Below are 17816 nucleotides of genomic sequence, written 5' to 3' on the forward strand. Positions count from 1 at the left end.
GGACCCATGCAGGAACGGAAGGTCGGCAGTACGTCGATGAGCAGTGTCAGCGTGGTGATCCCCTGCTACAAGTACGGCCACTTCCTGGCCGACTGCGTGAGCAGCGTCCTGGAGGAGCAGGAGGGCCTGGACGTCCGGGTGCTGATCATCGACGACGCGTCACCCGACGACTCGGCGGAGGCCGCGCGCAGGCTCGCGGCCTCCGACCCGAGGATCGAGGTGCGGGTGCACGAGAGGAACAAGGGGCACATCGCCACGTACAACGAGGGCCTGCTGGAGTGGGCCGACGGCGACTACGTGGCGCTGCTGTCCGCCGACGACCGGCTGGTGCCGGGCGCGCTGGTGCGGGCCGCGGCCCTGCTGGACGCCAACCCGCAGGCGGGGTTCGCCTACGGCAGGCCACTGCGCTTCCAGCACGGCGGCCCGCTGCCGAAGGCCCGTACCAAGGGCACGGGCCAGGTCGTCTACCCCGGGCAGTGGTGGCTGGAGCGGAGGTTCGGCGAGGGCACCGGCTGCATCACCTCGCCGGAGGTCGTGGTCCGCACCAGCCTCCAGCGCGCGGTGGGGGGCTACGACCCCGAGCTGCCGCACGCCGGCGACATCGAGATGTGGATGCGGCTGGCGGCACACGCGGACGTCGGTTACGTCCGCGGCGCCGACCAGGCGTACTACCGGGTGCACGGCGACAACATGTCCACCACCGAGTTCGGCGGCCAGCTGGACGACCTGCGGCAGCGCCGGATCGCCTTCGAGTCGGTGCTGGCCAAGTGCGCCGACCGGCTGCCGCAGGCCGAGCGGCTGTCGCTGACCGTGCACACCCGGCTGGCCCGGTTCGCGCTGCGGCGGGCCTACCGGGCCTACGACCGGGGCCGCACCGCTGAGGTGCCGGTCGAGGAGCTGGTGGAGTTCGCCCGGGACTGCCTGCCGGGCTTCGAGGCGCTGCCGGAGTACCGGGCGCTGCGGCTGCGGCGGAGGATCGGGGCGGGCACGATGCCGTACCTCCAGCCGCTGGTGCTGTCCGCGGTCGCCGAGCGCGGCCGGGAGTGGCTGTGGTGGCAGTCGTGGAAGCGCCGGGGCCTGTGATGGGGCGGAACCCACGGGGCGGCGCCGCGCCGGGCGGTACGACACCGGCCGGCGCGGCGCCGCCCCGCCGCTCAGCCTGCGGCCGGGGCGGCGGACGCCGGGGGACGCGGCCGGGCGTACAGCGGGCTGCGGCGGCGGAACCAGCGGTCGGTCCACAGCGCGGCCAGCACCCCGCCGACCCCGCCGCCCAGCGCCACTCCGGCCAGCGCCCGGCTCCTGGTACCGGACTCCAGCACGGAGTTGGGCGGCACCAGCAGCTCCGCGGTCATCTGCGCGTCCGCCGGGACGTGCTGGGCGGTCTGCAGCGCGGCCAGATGGTGGCGGTACACCGAGATGACCGTGTAGGCCGCGGTGTCGGCCGTGGCGGCCTCCCGCTGCCGGGCCTGGACCTGGAGCGAGGGGATCAGGTATGCCGGGGTGACGCTGGTGCCGCTGTTGCGCGGGATCAGCGCGTACCGCTCGCGCACCCCGGCCGCCGCGAGTTCCGCGGTGCCGGCCGGCGAGCGGAGCTGCTCGATGACCGCGTACGAGACGGCGGCCACCGGCGGTTGCAGGTTCGCCAGCTGGTTCGGCTGATTGCCGGTGGCCGGCGGCTTGACCACGATCACCGCGGTGCTCAGGTACTCCTGCGGCGGCCGCAGCACGTGGTAGGCGCCCGCCACGGTCAGCAGCAGCGCGAAGACCAGGACGTACCAGCGCCGCAGCAGTGCGAGGACGACCTCACCAGGGGACATCGGGCCTCCTCCCGTCGGGACCGATACTGTCAGGCCACGGGACCCGCTGCCACCGGTTCGGGTGTCCCGCCCCGGAAACCGCCGGTTTGCGGGAGTGCTGGACGCGGGGAGGGCCTGTGACACTCGGCGAGCTGCTGGCGGTGCTGCGCCGCCGCTGGTACCTGATGGTGCCGATCACCATGATCGGGCTGCTGACCGGCGGCTACATGTACACCTCGGTACCGGTGACGTACGAGTCGCAGAGCTCGGTGTCGCTGCTGGACTCCACCGCGGTGGCCCGGCAGGCCCCGACCTTCGGCAACCCCATCGCCAACGCCGGGGGTTCGCTGGTCGTCACCGCCGACGTGCTGATCAGGACGCTGGAGTCGACGGACGCGGCCAAGAGCCTGAGCGGCATGGGCGTCACCGACCGGTACACCGTCGGCTTCGCCGCGCAGGCGTCCGGGCCGCTGGTCGGGCTGAGCGTGAGCGGCACCGACCGGAACAAGGTGCTCAGGGAGACCAAGGCGCTCACCGACTTCGCCGGCGAGCAGCTACAGGCGTTGCAGTCCGCCTCGCAGGTCGCCCCGCAGTACTACGTCAAGGCGGCGCCGATCGTGCTGCCGCAGACACCGGTCTCGCAGATGAAGGCCCGCTACCAGCGGGTGGCCGCGGTGGTCATCGCGGCCACCGCGGCGGGTTTCTTCCTGTGCTTCGCCACCGAGAGCGTCGCGCTGGCCCGGCGGCGCCGCACGGGCGCCCCGGCCGTCCCGCCGGGGCGCGGGATGAAGGCGATGCTGCCGGGCCGCGGACTGCTGCGCCGGGAGCTGGACGCCACCGCGGTACTGACCGTCTACATGGCGCTGGCCTTCTTCATCCCCTCCAACCTGGCGCTGCCCGCGCTGGGCGGCGTCGGCACCCCGGCCAACGTCTTCGCGCTGCTCGCGCTGCTGTGGTACCTGGCGAGCTGGCTGTCCGGCCGGATCACCCCGGCGTACGGCACCAGGGGGCCGCGGCTGGCGATGTGCGTCCTGGCCGCCGCGGTGCTGATGGCGTACGTCGCCGACGCCACCCGCAGCGCCTCCCACGAGGAGGTGCTGGCCGCCGACCGGGGGCTGATCGGGCTGCTGGTGTGGGTGGCGCTGGTGGTGCTGGTGTCGGCGGGCGTCCAGGACCGGGACCGGCTGGACACCCTGATGCGGCGGATGGTCGTGATGGGCACGGTGGTGGCCGCGATCGGCTACTACGACTTCTTCTTCGCCACCAACATCGCCGACTCCGTCCACATCCCGGGGCTCAACTCCAGCGTGGCGGGCGTCACCACACTGGACCGCGGTTCGTTCGTCCGGCCGCGGTCCACCACCGCGCAGCCGCTGGAGTTCGGCGGGATGCTGGCCATCCTGCTGCCGTTCGCCGTGCAGCAGGCGTTCGACCCGGTACGCAAGGGGGCGAGCGCGCTGAGGCGCTGGGGTCCGGTGGCCCTGATGGGCGGCGCGCTGCCGCTGACCGTGTCGCGTACCTCCATCATCGGGGCGGCGATCGTGGTCCTGGTGCTGCTGCCCCGCTGGAAGCCGCAGCGGCGGTGGGCGGCGATCGGGCTGCTGACCGCGTCGGTGGCCGTCTTCAAGGTGCTGGTGCCGGGGCTGATCGGGACCATCACCACGCTGTTCTCCAGCTTCCTGTCCAACTCCGACAGCAGCACCCAGGCGCGTACCGTGAAGTACTCGGCGATCGTGCCGTACCTCAAGGAGCGGCCGCTGTTCGGGCGGGGCTTCGGCACCTTCACCCCGGACCTGTACTTCTACACCGACAACCAGTACATGCTGTCGCTGGCCGAGATGGGCCTGCTGGGCCTGGTGGCGCTGTTCACGCTGTACTTCTGCGGCATCCACCACGGCGGCGTTATCCGGCGGATCGCCAGGACCGAGTCCGACCGGGAACTGGGGCAGGCGTTCTTCGCCTCGGCCCTGGTGGCCCTGGTGGCCAGCGCGACCTTCGACGCGCTGATGTTCCCGATGTTCGCCGGGATGTTCTTCCTCACCCTCGGCGCCGGCGGCGGCTACGCGGGCTTCCTGCGGCGCGACGCCGGGCCGGCGCCGGGCGCGGGGTCCGCCGCCGGCTCCGCTTCCGCACCCGCCGCCGCGCCCGCAGCGCCCGCCGCCTCCGGCCGACCCGCCGTGCCCGCCGCACGCGCGGCGCAACCCCAACTCGTGGAGTCCTGATGCCCGCCAAGACCGCAGCCGCCGGCCCCGTCGCCGTACTCGTCGTCACCTGGAACAGCGCCGCCGTGCTGCCGGAGTTCATCGCCTCGCTGCCGGCGGGCATGGACGGAGTGGACTGGCGGCTGGTCGTCGCCGACAACGACTCCGCGGACGACACGGTGGCGGTGCTGCGCCGGCTCGCCCCGGACACCACGATCGTGCAGACCGGCCGCAACGCCGGCTACGCGGCCGGCATCAACGCGGCGCTGGACGCCACCGCCGGCTGGCCGGCCGGCATCCGGGCCGCGCTGGTCTGCAACCCGGACGTCCGGATGCGCCAGGGCTGCGCCAAGTCGCTGCTGGACGCGCTCGGCGAGGAACTGCCGGACGGCGACCGGGTCGGCATCAGCGTGCCGTTGCTGTACGAGGAGGACGGCACCACGGTGGTCCGTTCGCTGCGCCGGGCGCCGAGCGTGGTGCGGGCGTTCGGCGAGGCGGTGATCGGCAACCGGCGGGCCGGGCGCTTCCCGGCGCTCGGCGAACTGGTCACCGACCCGCGGGCGTACACCGCCGCGACCCGGGCCGACTGGGCGGCCGGCGCGCTGATGATGCTGTCCGGCGAGGTGCTGGACGCGTGCGGGCCGTGGGACGAGTCCTACTTCCTGTACTCGGAGGAGACCGAGTACTGCCTGCGGGCCGGCGACCGCGGCTTCGCCACCCGGCTGGAGCCGGCCGCGGCCGCGGTGCACATAGGCGGCGACTCGCGGGTCTCGCCGTTCCTGTGGACGCTGCTGGTGCTGAACCGGGTGCGGCTGCACCGGCGCCGGCACGGGGTGCCGGCGGCGGTCGCGTTCTGGGCGGCGGTGCTGCTGCGGGAGACCTCGCGGGCGCTGATCGGCAAGGCGCCGAGCCGGGCGGCGGTGGGCGCGCTGCTCAGTCCCGCGAAGCTGCGGGAGCGGCCGGGCCCCGCTCCGGCCGCACCGCGATCAGCGACTTCGTGACGCCCAGCACCCGTTCGCTCAGCAGCGTCGAGCCGGGGAAGAGGTGCCGCATCTCGGCGCGCCCCAGCAGCTCGACGCCGATGACCGCGTCCATGGCCTCCTGCGGGCTGCCGACCTTGCTGTGGGTGAGCGGCCAGCGGCGCACCAGCCGGGCGCGGGCGGCCAGCGGCAGGAACTGGAAGCCGGGCGCCACGAAGTGCGGCTCGACCGGGAAGTAGCGGTAGGGCGTCTGCACCCAGTGCAGCGGGGCGAGCGCCTCCACGGCGGCGGCGAACCGGCGCCGGTCCCGGTAGCCGCCGACGTGCTCGATGGTGGCGTTGGAGAAGGCCAGGTCGTAGCGGCCGAGTCCGGCGGCGACCGCGGGCTCGGTGACGTCGGCGGTCTGGGCGGTGATCCAGTCCGGCAGGCCGGCGGGCGGCGGCGCCAGGTTGACCACGTGGACGTGGCGGGGGCGCACCGGAGCCCGCTGCCACATGTCGGGGGTGCCGCCGAGGTCCACCACGCTAAGGCCGGCGAGGTTGGGGAAGAAGCCGGCTAATCGCTCCCAGCGGGCGGTCCGCAGCCGCTCGCCGAGCGATCCCGGTCCCTCGACCAGCCGGTTGCGCAGCGCGCGGGCGTGCGGCACGGACATCCCCCCTGACGCGTCGGGCGCCCGCGGCGGCGACTGCGGGCTGTTATGCCAACGGTACGCAGCGCCAGGGGAGTTGTGCGTTCGTCAGCCGACACCGAAGATGCCCGTGGCTACCACTGGGTGTAGAAGCTGGCCGGGTTGACGAGGTAGCGGACGGTGGGGTGCGGGATGTGCCGTACCCGGTGCCGGCGGGCGTAGCGGTGGATCAGCTCCCAGTCCTCGCGGGGCATGACGTCCGGGGTGCGGCGCAGCCGGCTGAAGCGGAGGGTGCGGTCGCGGCGGGCGACGAAGGCGTTGGTGTCGAGGAAGGACGCGCGGGCGGCCCGGCGGCGGTCGTAGGGCACCGAGAGGATGTCGTGCTCGGTGCCGTCGGGCAGCACCCGGCGCAGCGCGGTGTAGACGCCGTCCGGGCCGCCGGGGGCCTGGAGCTCACCGAGGGCGCGGGCCAGGTGGTCGGGCTCCCAGAGGTTGTCGTCGTCGAGGAAGGCGAGGTAGGTGGAGTCGCTCAGCCGGATGCCGACGTTGCGGACGACGCCCGCGACCCCGGTGTTGGCGGCCAGCGACACCGCGAACAGCCGGCGGTCGGCGGGCAGTTCCGGCAGGCCGGCGCCGTCGTCGACCACCACGACGACGTGGTCGGTGACGGTCTGGGCCAGCGCGGAGGCGACCGCGGCGCGCAGCGCCTCGGGGCGGCGGTGGGTGGCGATCACGGTGGCGACCAGGGCGGCCGGGGGGCGCGGGAGCGTGGCGGCCAGCCGGCGGACCTCGGTGTCCTCCCGGCGGCGCAGCCGCAGCGCGCCGGGGGCGAGCAGCACCTTGTTCCTGACCTCGAAGAGCACCAGCCAGCCGAAGGCGCCCTTGAGCAGCGTCCAGGGCGCGCGGGCGGTACGGCGCAGGGCGGCCGCCGCTCCCCCGGTGCCGGTCCGGGTCGGCCCCGCCGGACCGGCGGGGCCCGTCCGCCCCCCCGCAGCCCCGGCGCCCGCCCCGGCCCGCGCCGCCGCGTCCCCGGCGCCGGTCCCGGCCCCCGCCGCCGGGCCGCCGCTCACTGGTCCGCCTGCGGGGTGACCACGCTGCCGTCCGACATCTTGTTGTTGCTCCATTCGTTGCCCGCGCCGCCCGCGTCCCAGGCGGCGACCGCGCCGTACGCCCCGCTGTTCGGATGGAACCGGGTGGAGAAGACGTTGTTGGTGACCTTGATGCCGCTGGAGCCCTGGCCGCCGCCGTAGAGCGCGTAGGCGCCGCCGGCCAGCAGGTTGCCGTCCACGGTGACGTTCTTCACCGCGCCGGTGTCGGCGAACAGCCCGATGCTGCCGGACGCGCCCTGGTCGACCGGGGTGTTGTTGAGCAGGGTGTTGTGCCGGATGATCAGCTCGCCGCTGTTGCCGCCGTCGGAGATCACCGGGTCGGTGTGCTGCCATTCGCCGCCCTGGTTGCGGAACGGTGTGATGTCGTGGACGTAGTTGTCGTGCAGGTTGCCCTGGCCCATGGACAGCGAGTTGCCGAAGACCGAGATGTCGCACCAGCCGACCTCGATGGAGCTGTCGCCCATGTTGGACACGCCGTAGTCCACGCCGCCGTTGTCGGGGCCCTTGCCGGGCACGGCGGTGATGGTGGTGTGCAGGATCCGCAGGCCGCTGTAGCCGGACCGCAGGTTGACCCCCCACCAGTTGTCGGAGGTGATGCGGCTGTCGATGATGGTGACGTTGTCGGCGTAGATGTCCAGCGAGCCGGTGATGTCCCAGCGGCTGATGACCATGCCGTCGGTCCGTACCGACATCGCGCCGGTCCGGTGCGGCTTCATGGACAGCCGGGGACCGGTGGTGGCGGCGTCGGGGAAGCCGGCGGCGTCGGCGGTCGCGCCGCCGCCCTTGCCGCCGCCCGGCTTGGTACCGGGTGCGGTGGTGCGGCCGTCCGGTGCCTTGGTGGTGGGCCGGGCGCGGTGGATGCCGGGCGCGTTGGTGCCGTCGAGGGCCGGGGATTTGCCGTCGTCGGCGGGCGCGGTGGAGTTCGGCGGGTTGGCCTGGCCGGGGGCGCACGTCAGCGCGGTGACCGGGCAGCCGCCGCCGCTGCCGGGGCCGCCCTCGTGGGAGCGGGTCGCCAGCACCACGGAGAGCACCAGCGCTAACACGGCGCCCGCCACGACGAAGGGCAGTCTTCTGTGAAGCATGAGGAGCCTACCTAGAGGTCTTGGGGGGCGCGGTGCCGCGCAGGAAGGTGCGGCTCGGCAGTACGCACACCGCGTACAGCACCAGGGCCACCAGGCCGATGGCGAAGAGCGCGATCCGGCCGTCGCCGTAGCGCCGCTCCAGGGAGAGGATGGTGACCACCATCACCGCGCCGCCGAGGAACGGCCAGATGCAGGCCCGGGCGATCCAGCGCAGGCCGATGCCGCCGCCGCGCAGGGCGATCAGGAAGAAGGGGACGACGATGCCGGCGGCGACCAGGATGTGGGCCTGCGAGACGCCGACGATGCCGTGCAGGTGGGCGGCCACGATCAGCACCGGGATCAGCGCGACCAGCCACAGGCCCTGCACACCGATGAGCGAGCGGCGCCGGCCGAGCGCGACCAGGCAGTCGTAGGCGAGTTCGCAGCCGATCCGGACCAGGCCGAGGCCCATCAGCCAGGGCAGCGCCTTGGCGGCGGGCAGCCACTCGTCGCCGTAGATCAGCTGCACGATCGCGTGGGAGAAGCCGGCCAGCAGTATGCAGATGGGGACGGTGCCGGTGATCACCACGCCGAGCGCGCGGCTGAACCCGCGGGCCAGGCCCTGGGCGGAGTCGGCCAGCCGGGAGAACCCCGCGAAGGAGACCCGGCGGGCGGCCTCGGAGATGATCCGGACCGGCCAGCTGGAGATGTTGAAGGCGAGCACGTAGAAGCCGAGTTCCACGTTGCCGAGGGTGGAGCCGACCACCAGGGTGTCGACGTTGACCACGCCGAGGGCGAGCAGGCTGGCGCCGGCCAGCGGCAGGCCGAACCGCAGCAGCGCCCTGGCCTGCCGGGGGTTCCAGCCGAGCTTCAGGGTGCCGGGGGCGGCCAGGCAGAAGCCGATCAGGGCCGCCACGTTGCCGACCACGGCGCCCCAGGCGAAACTCATGGCGCCCATGCCCTGGAAGGCCAGCAGCAGCGTCACGCCCGTGCTGAGCACGAAGTTGACCGCGTCGATGACCATCCGCCGGCCCTGGGCGAACTCCCTGGTGAGGAAGCCGGCCGGGACCTGGGCGACGCCGTCCAGGATCACGCACAGGCACATCACCCGCAGTACACCGGTGGCCTGGGGCGACCCCATGGCGTGGGCGACGGCCGGAGAGGCGGCGAACAGCGCCACGTACAGGGTGAGGCTGGACAGCACGCTGAGGCTGAGCACGGTGGGTGCGAAGCGGCGCGGGTCTCCGTCCCAGCGGACGATGGCCAGGCCGACACCCAGTTCGTTGGCGGACAGCAGCACCATCAGCACGGTCTGCGCGATGCCGTAGACGCCCCAGGCGGCCGGGCCGAGGGCGAAGCGGGCCAGGATGATGCCGGTGGCGAAGTTGCCGAGCCGCATCACCATGGTGTTGATCAGGCTCCACCGGGCGGCGGAGCGCACCCGCCGGCCCAGCGGCGCCGAGGTCGCCGGGCCGGCCGGCAGCGCGTCGGCCTTGGCCGGCGGGACGACCGGGGCGAGCGGCGGTAGGGGCTCCGGCTCCCGGATCGCCCACGACGGGATCGGGCGCATCCGTGGGAAGGCGGCCGCGTCGGGGTCGACGGGATCGGTGGGGCCGGAAGGGACGGGAGGGGCGTTGACGGCGGCGGTCTCTTGCGCCGAGGTGTCCGTTGCGCGCGCCCTGTGCATGGGAACGACTCCTTGCCGGGTGGCTCGTCTGATGCGGGTCACACGAAGCGGTGCGCGTCGCCGCCGGTCGTCACGGACTCGTCCGCCGGTTCCGGGAGCGGGCCGGGCGGCGCCGGGTCGGCCGGGTCGGCGGGGTCGGCCGGGCGGGCGCGGTCCACCGGTGTGCGGTCCACCGGTGCGCGGTCCCCCTCACCCGCCCACCGGGGGGCCGGCCTGGCCGCCCTGACGGGGGCGGGCGGGTCCTGCACGGCGGGCTGCTCGGGCGGCCGCGTCTCGGGGCCGGCCGCCCGCCCGGCGTGCCGCCGGCCGGCGGGCCTGCGGAGCCGGGCCTCCACGTAGAAGGTGGCCACCATGCTGATCACCAGTCCGGCCAGCGCGGCCATCACCAGGTACTCCAGCCGGGTCTTGGTCTGGGCGACCGGGATCTGCGGCGGGACGATGGTGGTCATCCGGATCATCGCCTGCGGCACCACGCCCTGCTGTACCTGGAAGTCCGCCAGCCGCTGCTTGGCGTAGGCGGTGAGCAGCGTGTCGGACTTCAGTACCGCTGTTTTCCGGGTGCCGGTGACGGTGAGCCACATCAGCGGTCCCTGGGCGTTGTCGGCGATCTTCGCCACCAGGGTCCCGCTGGCGCCCTGGCGCCGCAGGGCGGCGAGCGAGGCGTCGGAGTTGAGGTTGCGGGCCAGGCTGTCGGCCATGCCGGTCAGCGAGGTCTGCGTGCTCAGGAACGGGTTGCCGTCGAAGTCCTTCGTGGCGGCCTGCGAGTTGAGCAGCATCACCGTGCTCTGCGACTGGTAGGAGATCGGCACCGCCAGATAGACGCCGACCGTCACCACCACCGTGAGCAGCAGACCCGGCACCAGTATGTACCAGCGTCTGCCCATGACCCGGCAGATCTCAGCGAGATCCATGCTTGTCGTTCCCCCTCGCGGCCCCGTGTTGCGTGGTCGAGAGCATATCGGTGGGTCTGGGCCGGGTCCGTGCGGTGCCTCCCTCCAGCAGGACGTCCGCGATCCGTTCGCTCGCCCTGCCGTCCCACAGCTCGGGCCGGCGGGGGGCGGGCGGTGCGGCCAGTACCCGGGCGGCGGTGGCGACGATACGGTCCGGGTCGCGGCCGGCCAGTGTGTTGGTGCCCTGCTCGACGGTGATCGGGCGCTCGGTGTTGTCCCGGAGGGTCACACAGGGCACACCGAGGGCGGTGGTCTCCTCCTGGACGCCGCCGGAGTCGGTGAGCACCACCCGGGCGGAGTCCTGGAGCGCGATGAAGTCCAGGTATCCGGCGGGCGGTACCAGCCGGATGCCGCCGGGCACGCCGAGTTCGGCGAGCCGGCCGGCCGCCCGGGGGTGCACCGGCAGCAGCAGCGGGCAGTCGGCGGCGATCTCGCCGAGCGCCTTGAGCAGGCCGGTGAGCACCGCGGGGTCGTCGACGTTGGCCGGCCGGTGCAGGGTGACCAGGCCGTACTGCCCGGGGGCGAGGCCGTAGCGGTCCAGTACGTCGGAACGCCGGGCCCGTTCCAGGTTGGCGAGCAGCGTGTCGATCATCACATTGCCGACGACGTGGATCTGGTCGTCGCGGTAGCCCTCGGCGCGCAGGTTGTCGGCGGCGTCCGGCGAGGGGGCCAGCAGGTAGTCGCTGACCCGGTCGGTGGCGACCCGGTTGACCTCCTCGGGCATGCCCCAGTCGCGGCTGCGCAGGCCCGCCTCGACGTGGGCGAGCAGCGGGCCGGCCTTGGCGGTGACCAGGGCGCAGGCCAGGGTGGAGTTGATGTCGCCGACGACCACCACGGCGTCGGGGGCGGTCTCGGCGAGCAGCGGCTCGAAGGCGGTCATCACCCGGCCGGTCTGCTCGGCGTGGCTGCCGGAGCCGACGCCGAGGAACCGGTCGGGCGGCCGGATGCCGAGGTCGCGGAAGAAGACGTCGTTCATGGCGTCGTCGTAGTGCTGTCCGGTGTGGACCAGCACGACCTCGGCGCCGCGGCGCTCCAGGGCGTCCATCACCGGCTTGATCTTCATGTAGTTGGGGCGGGCCCCGGCCACACAGACGATTCTCATCGCGGAGCTCGCCGGCCTCTCGTGCTGTTCGGGACGGTCCGGCCGTCCGGTCGGTCCGGGCTGTCCCGGGGTCGGGCGGTCCATCGGGTCAGAGCACCTCGATCGTGGGGCCGGACAGCCGGCGACGGCAGTCGAGGACGAGGGAGGCGTGCTCGGTCACCAGGTCGTAGTCGAAGGAGTCGTGGTCGGTGAGCAGCACCACCAGGTCGGCGTCGGCCAGCTCCTGCCGGGTCAGCTCCACCCGGGTCAGCCGGGAGTCGACGGCCGCAGTCTCCACCACGTGCGGGTCGGCGGCCCTGACCTCGGCGCCCATGTCCAGCAGCAGCTGGGATATCCGCAGCGAGGGCGACTCGCGGGCGTCACCGGTGTTCTTCTTGTACGCCAGGCCCAGCAGCAGTACCCGGGAGCCGTTGACCGACCGGCGCCGCTCGTTGAAGGCGTCCGTCACCCGGCGGACCACGTAGTCGGGCATGTGGCCGTTGATGTCGTTGGCGAGCTCCACGAAGCGGAAGCTCTGGCCGAGTTCGCGCTGCACCCGCCAGGACAGGTACGAGGGGTCGATCGGCAGGCAGTGGCCGCCGACGCCGGGGCCCGGGGTGAACCGCATGAAGCCGAACGGCTTGCTGGAGGCGGCGTCGATGGCCTGCCACACGTCGATGTCCAGGTGCCGGGCGAACATCGCGATCTCGTTGACCAGGGCGATGTTGACGTGCCGGAAGGTGTTCTCCAGCAGCTTGGCGAGTTCGGCCTCCTTGGGCGAGCCGACCGGCACCGTGGTGTCGACCAGTTCGGCGTAGAAGGACTGGACGGCCTTGAGCGAGCCGGCGTCGACCCCGGAGACGACCTTGGGGGTCTCCTTGAAGCCCCACACCGGGTTGCCCGGGTCGATCCGCTCGGGGCTGTAGCCGAGGTGGAAGTCGGTGCCGGCGGTGAGTCCCGAGCCGTCCTCCAGCAGCGGCGCGAACAGCTCCTGGGTGGTGCCGGGGTAGGTGGTCGACTCCAGGACCACGGTGGCACCCGGCCGCAGATAGCGGGCCAGGGTGCGGGCCGACTCCTCGATGTAGCGCAGGTCCGGCACCCCGTCGGTCAGCGGTGTCGGCACGGTCACCACGGCGACGTCGAAGCCGCCGCAGTCCCGGGCGGAGTCGCTGGGGCGGTAGGCGCCGCGGTCCATGGCGGCCGCGATCCGCTCGGAGGAGACGTCCTCGACGAACGAGACCCCGGCGGCCAGGCTCTTGACCCGGCCGGCGTCCACGTCGTACCCGATGACCTCGTGGCCGACCTCCGCGGCGCGGATGGCCAGTGGCAGGCCCACGTATCCCTGTCCTACGACGACGACGCGCATCAAAGACTCCTGTTCGCAGAACCCGCTGCGGGTGTACGGCGGATGAGTTCCCGGGCCGTCATCAGGAGGAAGGCCGCGTTGGTGGTGAGGTAGCGCCGGGCGAGCCGGCGCGGCTCCTGGAGCAGGCGGTAGAGCCACTCCAGGCCGAGCCGCTGCCAGGCCCCGGGGGCGCGTTTGGTGATTCCGGCGAGGATGTCGAAGGAGCCGCCGACGCCGTGCACGACGTCGACGCCGGTGCGCTTGCCGTGGGCCGCGGTGAAGATCTCCTTCTTCGGCGAGGTCATGCCGAGGAAGAGCAGCCGGGCGCCGCTGTCGTGGATGGCGTCGGCGATCGCCTCCTGCTCGGAGTCGTCGAAGTAGCCGTTGCGGTGGCCGGCGATCCGCAGCGCCGGGAAGCGGCGGCGGACCTCGGTGATCATCAGCTCCAGCACGTCGGCGCGGGCGCCGAGGAAATAGACGCCGATGCCCCGGGGCTCGGCCTCGGCGAGCAGCCGCATGAACAGGTCGATGCCGGCCACCCGTTCGGGCAGCGGCTGGCGCAGCACCCGGGCGGCCCAGACCACGGCCTGGCCGTCGGCCACCACCAGGTCGCAGCCGGCGACGGCCTCGGCGAGCCGGGGGTCGCGCCGCATGTTGACCAGCTTGGCGGCGTTGACCACGCCGACCTCCAGCGGGCGGTGGTCGCGTACCGCGTCCAGGCAGCGCTGGACGGTCTCGTCCATGGTCAGTGCGTCGAGTGCGTAGCCGAAGAGGGTGCGGCGGGTCATGCCTGCTCCCCCGTGGCCGCGGCCGACCGGGCGGCGGACCGCTCCTGGGCGAGCCAGGCGTAGAGCATCCAGCCGAACTCGTACGGGCGGCACTCGCGGTCGATCGCGGTGGGCCGGAAGACCCGGTCCAGCGGGGCGATCCGGGCGGAGCGGACGGCCCGGGTGGTCAGGCCGCGGGCGGCGCGGACCGCCTTCTTGGGGTCGCCGCGGAAGACCTTGCGCCAGGTGACTCCGAGGTCGTCGCGGATGACGGACTCGGGCCGGTCGGTGGCGGCCAGCTCCGCGGGGGCGGCCATCCAGCTCAGGCCCCGTCGTATCGCCGCGCGCAGGTCGGTGCCGCCGGCGTCGGCGAGGTCGAACAGGGCGGTGGGCGCCATCGCGTGCTGGTGCACGCTGTAGACGGGGTAGCCCTCGACGTTGCGGCCGGTGCGGGCGTCGTAGTGCCACCACCACTGGCCCGCCTGGCCCTGGAGTTCGCCGATGCGGATGCCGCAGGCGTCGGCCGCGGCCAGCGCCCGCGGGTCGTCGCCGCTCGCGTGGGTGCGGGCCAGTGCCTGCAGCGGGTACGTCTGGTCGGCGAAGCAGCTGACGTGCGCCCGGTACCAGGGCACCAGGCCGGGGCCGGTGGCGTGCGGGAAGAGCGGGCTGCCGCCGATCCTGGCGGCCAGCAGGCGGTCGCGGGCGGCGGCGATGCGCTGCTCCACGTCCACGCTGTGGCGCGCGGCGGCGAGCGCGGACAGCACCCAGGCGGCCTCGACGGTGTACCGCGGGCCGTCGGCGGCGTCCAGCGCGGCCACCCGGTCCAGGGCGTCGGCGAGTTTGGGGTGTCCGGTCTCGGCGGCGGCCCAGGCGGTCAGGGCCGCGTCGCCGAGGTTGGTCACCTGCGGCAGCCGCTCGACCAGCAGTCCGGCGAACTCCTCGGCGGTGTGGCCGCCGAGGGCGGCGCGCTGCCGGTCCTCGGGCAGCAGCCGGACGCCGAGCGCGGTGATGGCCGCGTACCGGGTGCTCACCCCTCGGCTTTCCAGGGTCCAGCCGCCGTCCGGCGCGGGCCGGGCGGCCCGGGTGAACACGAAGGTGTCCTGGTCGGGCAGGTACATCGCGGGCAGGCCGGCCTCGGCGAGCGCGAGCAGCCGCTCGGCGAGCGCGTGCAGCGGCGGATCCTCGCCGCTCAGGGCCTGCAGACGTGTGGTGGTCATCGTCCCCTCACAATGATCATGAGCATGCCATGTCCGTGGGTGTGCCCGGGTCGCCCGGGTACACCGAGAAGCGGCGTCCGTGCCCGGCACGGGACGCCGGCCCGGCGGTGTGCGGCACACCCGCCAGGACCGATTCGGTCCGGCACACCGACCCCCCTGGTCGCTTCTTGTCGATCGGCCCCGCGGCGGTCCCTCACCACCCCGGGTTTCCGGCGTTGCGGCCGACGCGGGCACCGGCCCCACCGGCCGGACGGTCCCGCCGCGGTTCCCGACCGCGCACCCCCCGGCCGCCCCGTCACCGATCGCGTCAGCCCCCGCCGAGCACAGCCCGCCGGTCACATGTCACGCCAGCCTGCACCATGGAACACGATATGCCTACGGATATGTGCTGATTGACGCTTTACGGAAACCTGCCGCCGTCCGTTCACCCGCTGTTTCGGCCAGGCGCTCCCGGTGGACGGCGCCAAAGCCGGTCCGGCGGGGCCGCGAGCAAGGGCGGTCCGGCCCCGGGCGGTCCGGCCTCGGGACCGGGCCGCTCACCGGCGTTCGGTGAGGACGCCGTCCTTCTCGTCGTGCAGCACGCCCGTCCGCGGACACTGCCACACCCCGGGCTCGCCGTCCCGCTCGGCCAGCCGCACCCCGGCCCGGCCGACCCAGCCGATCCGGCGGGCCGGCACCCCCGCGACCAGCGCGAAGTCCGGTACGTCCCGGGTGACCACGGCTCCCGCGGCGACCAGCGCCCAGCGGCCCACCGCCACCGGCGCCACGCACACCGAACGGGCGCCCAGCGAGGCGCCCTCGGCGACCCGGACCGCGACCGCCTCCCAGTCCCCGCCGCGCTTGAGCTTGCCCGAGGGGTCCACCGAGCGCGGGAAGTAGTCGTTGGTGAGCACCGCGGCCGGACCGACGAACACCCCGTCGGCCAGCTCGGCGGGTTCGTAGACCAGCGCGTAGTTCTGCAGTTTGACGTTGTCGCCGATCCGCACTCCCGGCCCGACGTACGCGCCGCGGCCGACCACGCAGCCGCTGCCGAGCACGGCGTGCTCGCGGATCTGGGCGAGCTCCCAGATGGTGGTGCCCTCGCCGACCCGCGCGGTCTCGTCGACCTGCGAGGTCGGCTGTGTCCTGACCGTCATGGCCGATTCTCCCCCTGCCTTCCCCCTGCGGGCTCTTCCCCAAGAGCCCTTCCCCGGACGTGCGGCTCCCCGGGATCGCGGGAACCGTGCAGAGCGAGCATAGGCGGTGGCCGGGCCGTTCGCGCCGAACTGACCGGACCGACGCGTTCCGCCCGCCCGCGGAGGTCACAATAGGACGCCGCCGGAGGGGGCCGCCGAGCGGCACCCCCTGTCCGGGGCACGCCGGTGGCACCCACCGCCGGCACGGCGCGGCACACCGGCCGCCCGCAGACGACGCAAGGACGTGACAGCGCATGAGGCAGCTCGGCATCCCCGGGGCATGGGTGCAGGAACCGAAGGTCCTCACCGATCCGCGTGGCGGCTTCCACGAGTGGTTCCGCGAGGCCGACTTCGCCACCGCCACCGGCCGCGACCTGCGGCTGGCCCAGGCCAACTGCTCGGTGTCGGTACGCGGGACGCTGCGCGGCGTCCACTTCGCGGACGTGCCGCCGGGCCAGGCGAAGTACGTCAAGTGCGTCAGCGGCGCGGTGCTGGACGTCGTGGTGGACCTACGGGTCGGGTCGCCGGCCTTCGGGCGGTGGGAGGCGGTGCGGCTGGACGACCGCGACCACGCCTCGGTGTTCCTGTCCGAGGGGCTCGGCCACGCCTTCATGGCACTGACCGACCAGGCGACGGTGGTGTACCTGTGCTCGGAGGGCTACGCGCCGGCCCGGGAGCACGGGGTGCACCCGCTGGACCCGGCGCTGGGCATCGAGTGGCCGGCCGGGGTGGAACCGCTGCTGTCGGCGAAGGACGCCGCGGCGCCCTCCCTCGGCGAGGCGCGTGAGCGCGGGCTGCTGCCGTCCTACGGCGACTGCCTGGCGTACGGCGAGCGGCTCAGCCGGACTTCCAGCGCCCGGTCCGGTGGTTGAAGCCGGTGTCGTCGCCGCGGTGCGCCAGGATCTCGGCCAGGTAGTCGCCGTAGCCGCTCTTGCGCAGCGGCTCGGCGAGCGCCAGCAGCCGCTCGTCGTCGATGAGGCCGGCCAGCCAGGCGGCCTCCTCCACGCAGCCGATTTTGAAGCCCTGCCGCTCCTCCACCACCCGGACGTACTCCGAGGCCTGCACCAGGGACTGGAAGGTGCCGGTGTCCAGCCAGACGGTGCCGCGGTCCAGCACCGAGACGGTGAGCCGGCCGCGTTCCAGGTACTCCTGGTTGATGTGGGATATCTCCAGCTCGCCGCGGGCGCTGGGGGTCAGCTTCCGGGCGATCGCGACCACTTCGCTGTCGTAGAAGTACAGGCCGGGCACGGCGTACCGGGACCTGGGCCGGGCGGGCTTCTCCTCGATGGACAGGGCCGCGCCGTCCGCGGCGAACTCCACCACGCCGTAGTCGCCGGGATTGGCGACCGCGTGCGCGAAGACCACGCCGCCGCGCGGGTCGCGGTAGCCGCGCAGCTGCCGGCCCAGGCCCGCGCCGTGGAAGATGTTGTCGCCGAGGATCAGGGCGACCGGCTGGTCGCCGATGAAGCGCTCGCCGATCACGAACGCCTCGGCGATGCCCGCCGGCCGGTCCTGCACCGCGAAGGTGAAGTCGAGCCCCCACTGGGAGCCGTCGCCGAGCAGCCGCTCGAACTGCGGCCGGTCGTCAGGGGTGGTGATGACCAGGATGTCCCGGATGCCCGCCATGACGAGAGTCGTCAGCGGGTAGTAGATCATCGGCTTGTCGAAGACCGGCATCAGCTGTTTGGAGACGGCCCGGGTGAGCGGCCACAGCCGAGACCCGGTACCGCCGGCGAGCACTATCCCACGCATGCGGCCGATGATAGCCAGTCTGTCCGGTTTCCCATCGTTGGACCGCGAAGTTCCCGCTGTCCACCGG

Annotated in this window: 16 protein-coding genes; 4 read left to right on the top strand and 12 right to left on the bottom strand. The window is 73.5% G+C overall.

Features of this window, described 5'->3' with window-relative positions; genetic code table 11:
* Positions 1–6 precede the first annotated feature (6 nt).
* Complete coding sequence (locus tag RLT57_RS01895) at positions 7–1083, top strand: glycosyltransferase family 2 protein (RefSeq protein ID WP_311295608.1); 1077 nt, start codon at positions 7–9, stop codon at positions 1081–1083.
* A gap of 71 nt (positions 1084–1154) precedes the next feature.
* On the opposite strand, the gene RLT57_RS01900 is transcribed toward RLT57_RS01895, so the two are convergent.
* Positions 1155–1817, bottom strand: coding sequence for a hypothetical protein (locus RLT57_RS01900; protein WP_311295609.1), 663 nt, complete (start codon positions 1815–1817; stop codon positions 1155–1157).
* Between the two features lie 116 nt (positions 1818–1933).
* Between RLT57_RS01900 and RLT57_RS01905 the strand changes: the two genes are divergently transcribed.
* A complete protein-coding gene (locus RLT57_RS01905) occupies positions 1934–4018 on the top strand; it encodes an O-antigen ligase family protein (protein WP_311295610.1) in 2085 nt (694 codons plus the stop codon).
* Entirely contained in the window at positions 4018–4998 is a 981-nt protein-coding gene (locus tag RLT57_RS01910) for a glycosyltransferase family 2 protein (protein WP_311295611.1), read from the top strand. The genes RLT57_RS01905 and RLT57_RS01910 overlap by 1 nt, the downstream gene beginning before the upstream one ends.
* On the opposite strand, the gene RLT57_RS01915 is transcribed toward RLT57_RS01910, so the two are convergent.
* The 10 genes from RLT57_RS01915 to RLT57_RS01960 form a co-directional block, all read right to left on the bottom strand.
* The gene (locus RLT57_RS01915) at positions 4931–5629 is read right to left on the bottom strand and encodes a class I SAM-dependent methyltransferase (RefSeq protein ID WP_311295612.1); all 699 of its coding nucleotides are present in this window, start codon (positions 5627–5629) and stop codon (positions 4931–4933) included. The genes RLT57_RS01910 and RLT57_RS01915 overlap by 68 nt on opposite strands.
* 110 nt (positions 5630–5739) lie before the next feature.
* The gene (locus RLT57_RS01920) at positions 5740–6675 is read right to left on the bottom strand and encodes a glycosyltransferase family A protein (RefSeq protein ID WP_311295613.1); all 936 of its coding nucleotides are present in this window, start codon (positions 6673–6675) and stop codon (positions 5740–5742) included.
* Entirely contained in the window at positions 6672–7796 is a 1125-nt protein-coding gene (locus RLT57_RS01925) for a hypothetical protein (protein ID WP_311295614.1), read from the bottom strand. Before RLT57_RS01925 ends, RLT57_RS01920 begins: the two co-directional genes overlap by 4 nt.
* Positions 7797–7803: 7 nt before the next feature.
* A complete protein-coding gene (locus RLT57_RS01930; protein WP_311295615.1) occupies positions 7804–9462 on the bottom strand; it encodes an oligosaccharide flippase family protein in 1659 nt (552 codons plus the stop codon).
* 38 nt (positions 9463–9500) lie between these two features.
* Positions 9501–10373, bottom strand: coding sequence for a chain length determinant protein (locus RLT57_RS01935; RefSeq protein WP_311295616.1), 873 nt, complete (start codon positions 10371–10373; stop codon positions 9501–9503).
* Positions 10360–11514 carry a non-hydrolyzing UDP-N-acetylglucosamine 2-epimerase gene (gene wecB / locus RLT57_RS01940; RefSeq protein WP_311295617.1) on the bottom strand — a complete coding sequence of 385 codons (1155 nt, stop codon included), beginning with the start codon at positions 11512–11514 and terminating at the stop codon, positions 10360–10362. The genes RLT57_RS01935 and wecB overlap by 14 nt, the downstream gene beginning before the upstream one ends.
* A gap of 88 nt (positions 11515–11602) precedes the next feature.
* Entirely contained in the window at positions 11603–12859 is a 1257-nt protein-coding gene (locus RLT57_RS01945; protein ID WP_311295618.1) for a nucleotide sugar dehydrogenase, read from the bottom strand.
* Positions 12859–13626, bottom strand: a complete 768-nt coding sequence (locus RLT57_RS01950) for a WecB/TagA/CpsF family glycosyltransferase (RefSeq protein WP_311295619.1) — start codon at positions 13624–13626, stop codon at positions 12859–12861. Before RLT57_RS01950 ends, RLT57_RS01945 begins: the two co-directional genes overlap by 1 nt.
* Positions 13623–14822, bottom strand: a complete 1200-nt coding sequence (locus RLT57_RS01955) for a hypothetical protein (protein WP_311295620.1) — start codon at positions 14820–14822, stop codon at positions 13623–13625. Before RLT57_RS01955 ends, RLT57_RS01950 begins: the two co-directional genes overlap by 4 nt.
* Before the next feature lie 536 nt (positions 14823–15358).
* Complete coding sequence (locus tag RLT57_RS01960) at positions 15359–15958, bottom strand: acyltransferase (protein WP_311295621.1); 600 nt, start codon at positions 15956–15958, stop codon at positions 15359–15361.
* A gap of 293 nt (positions 15959–16251) precedes the next feature.
* On the opposite strand from RLT57_RS01960, the gene rfbC reads away from it, so the two are divergent.
* The gene (rfbC, locus tag RLT57_RS01965) at positions 16252–16869 is read left to right on the top strand and encodes a dTDP-4-dehydrorhamnose 3,5-epimerase (RefSeq protein WP_311295622.1); all 618 of its coding nucleotides are present in this window, start codon (positions 16252–16254) and stop codon (positions 16867–16869) included.
* On the opposite strand, the gene rfbA is transcribed toward rfbC, so the two are convergent.
* Positions 16835–17749, bottom strand: coding sequence for a glucose-1-phosphate thymidylyltransferase RfbA (gene rfbA, locus RLT57_RS01970; RefSeq protein ID WP_399127859.1), 915 nt, complete (start codon positions 17747–17749; stop codon positions 16835–16837). The genes rfbC and rfbA overlap by 35 nt on opposite strands.
* Between the last annotated feature and the right edge of the window lie 67 nt (positions 17750–17816).

Origin of the sequence: Streptomyces sp. ITFR-21 (assembly GCF_031844685.1) — a bacterium.
Lineage (GTDB): Bacteria > Actinomycetota > Actinomycetes > Streptomycetales > Streptomycetaceae > Actinacidiphila.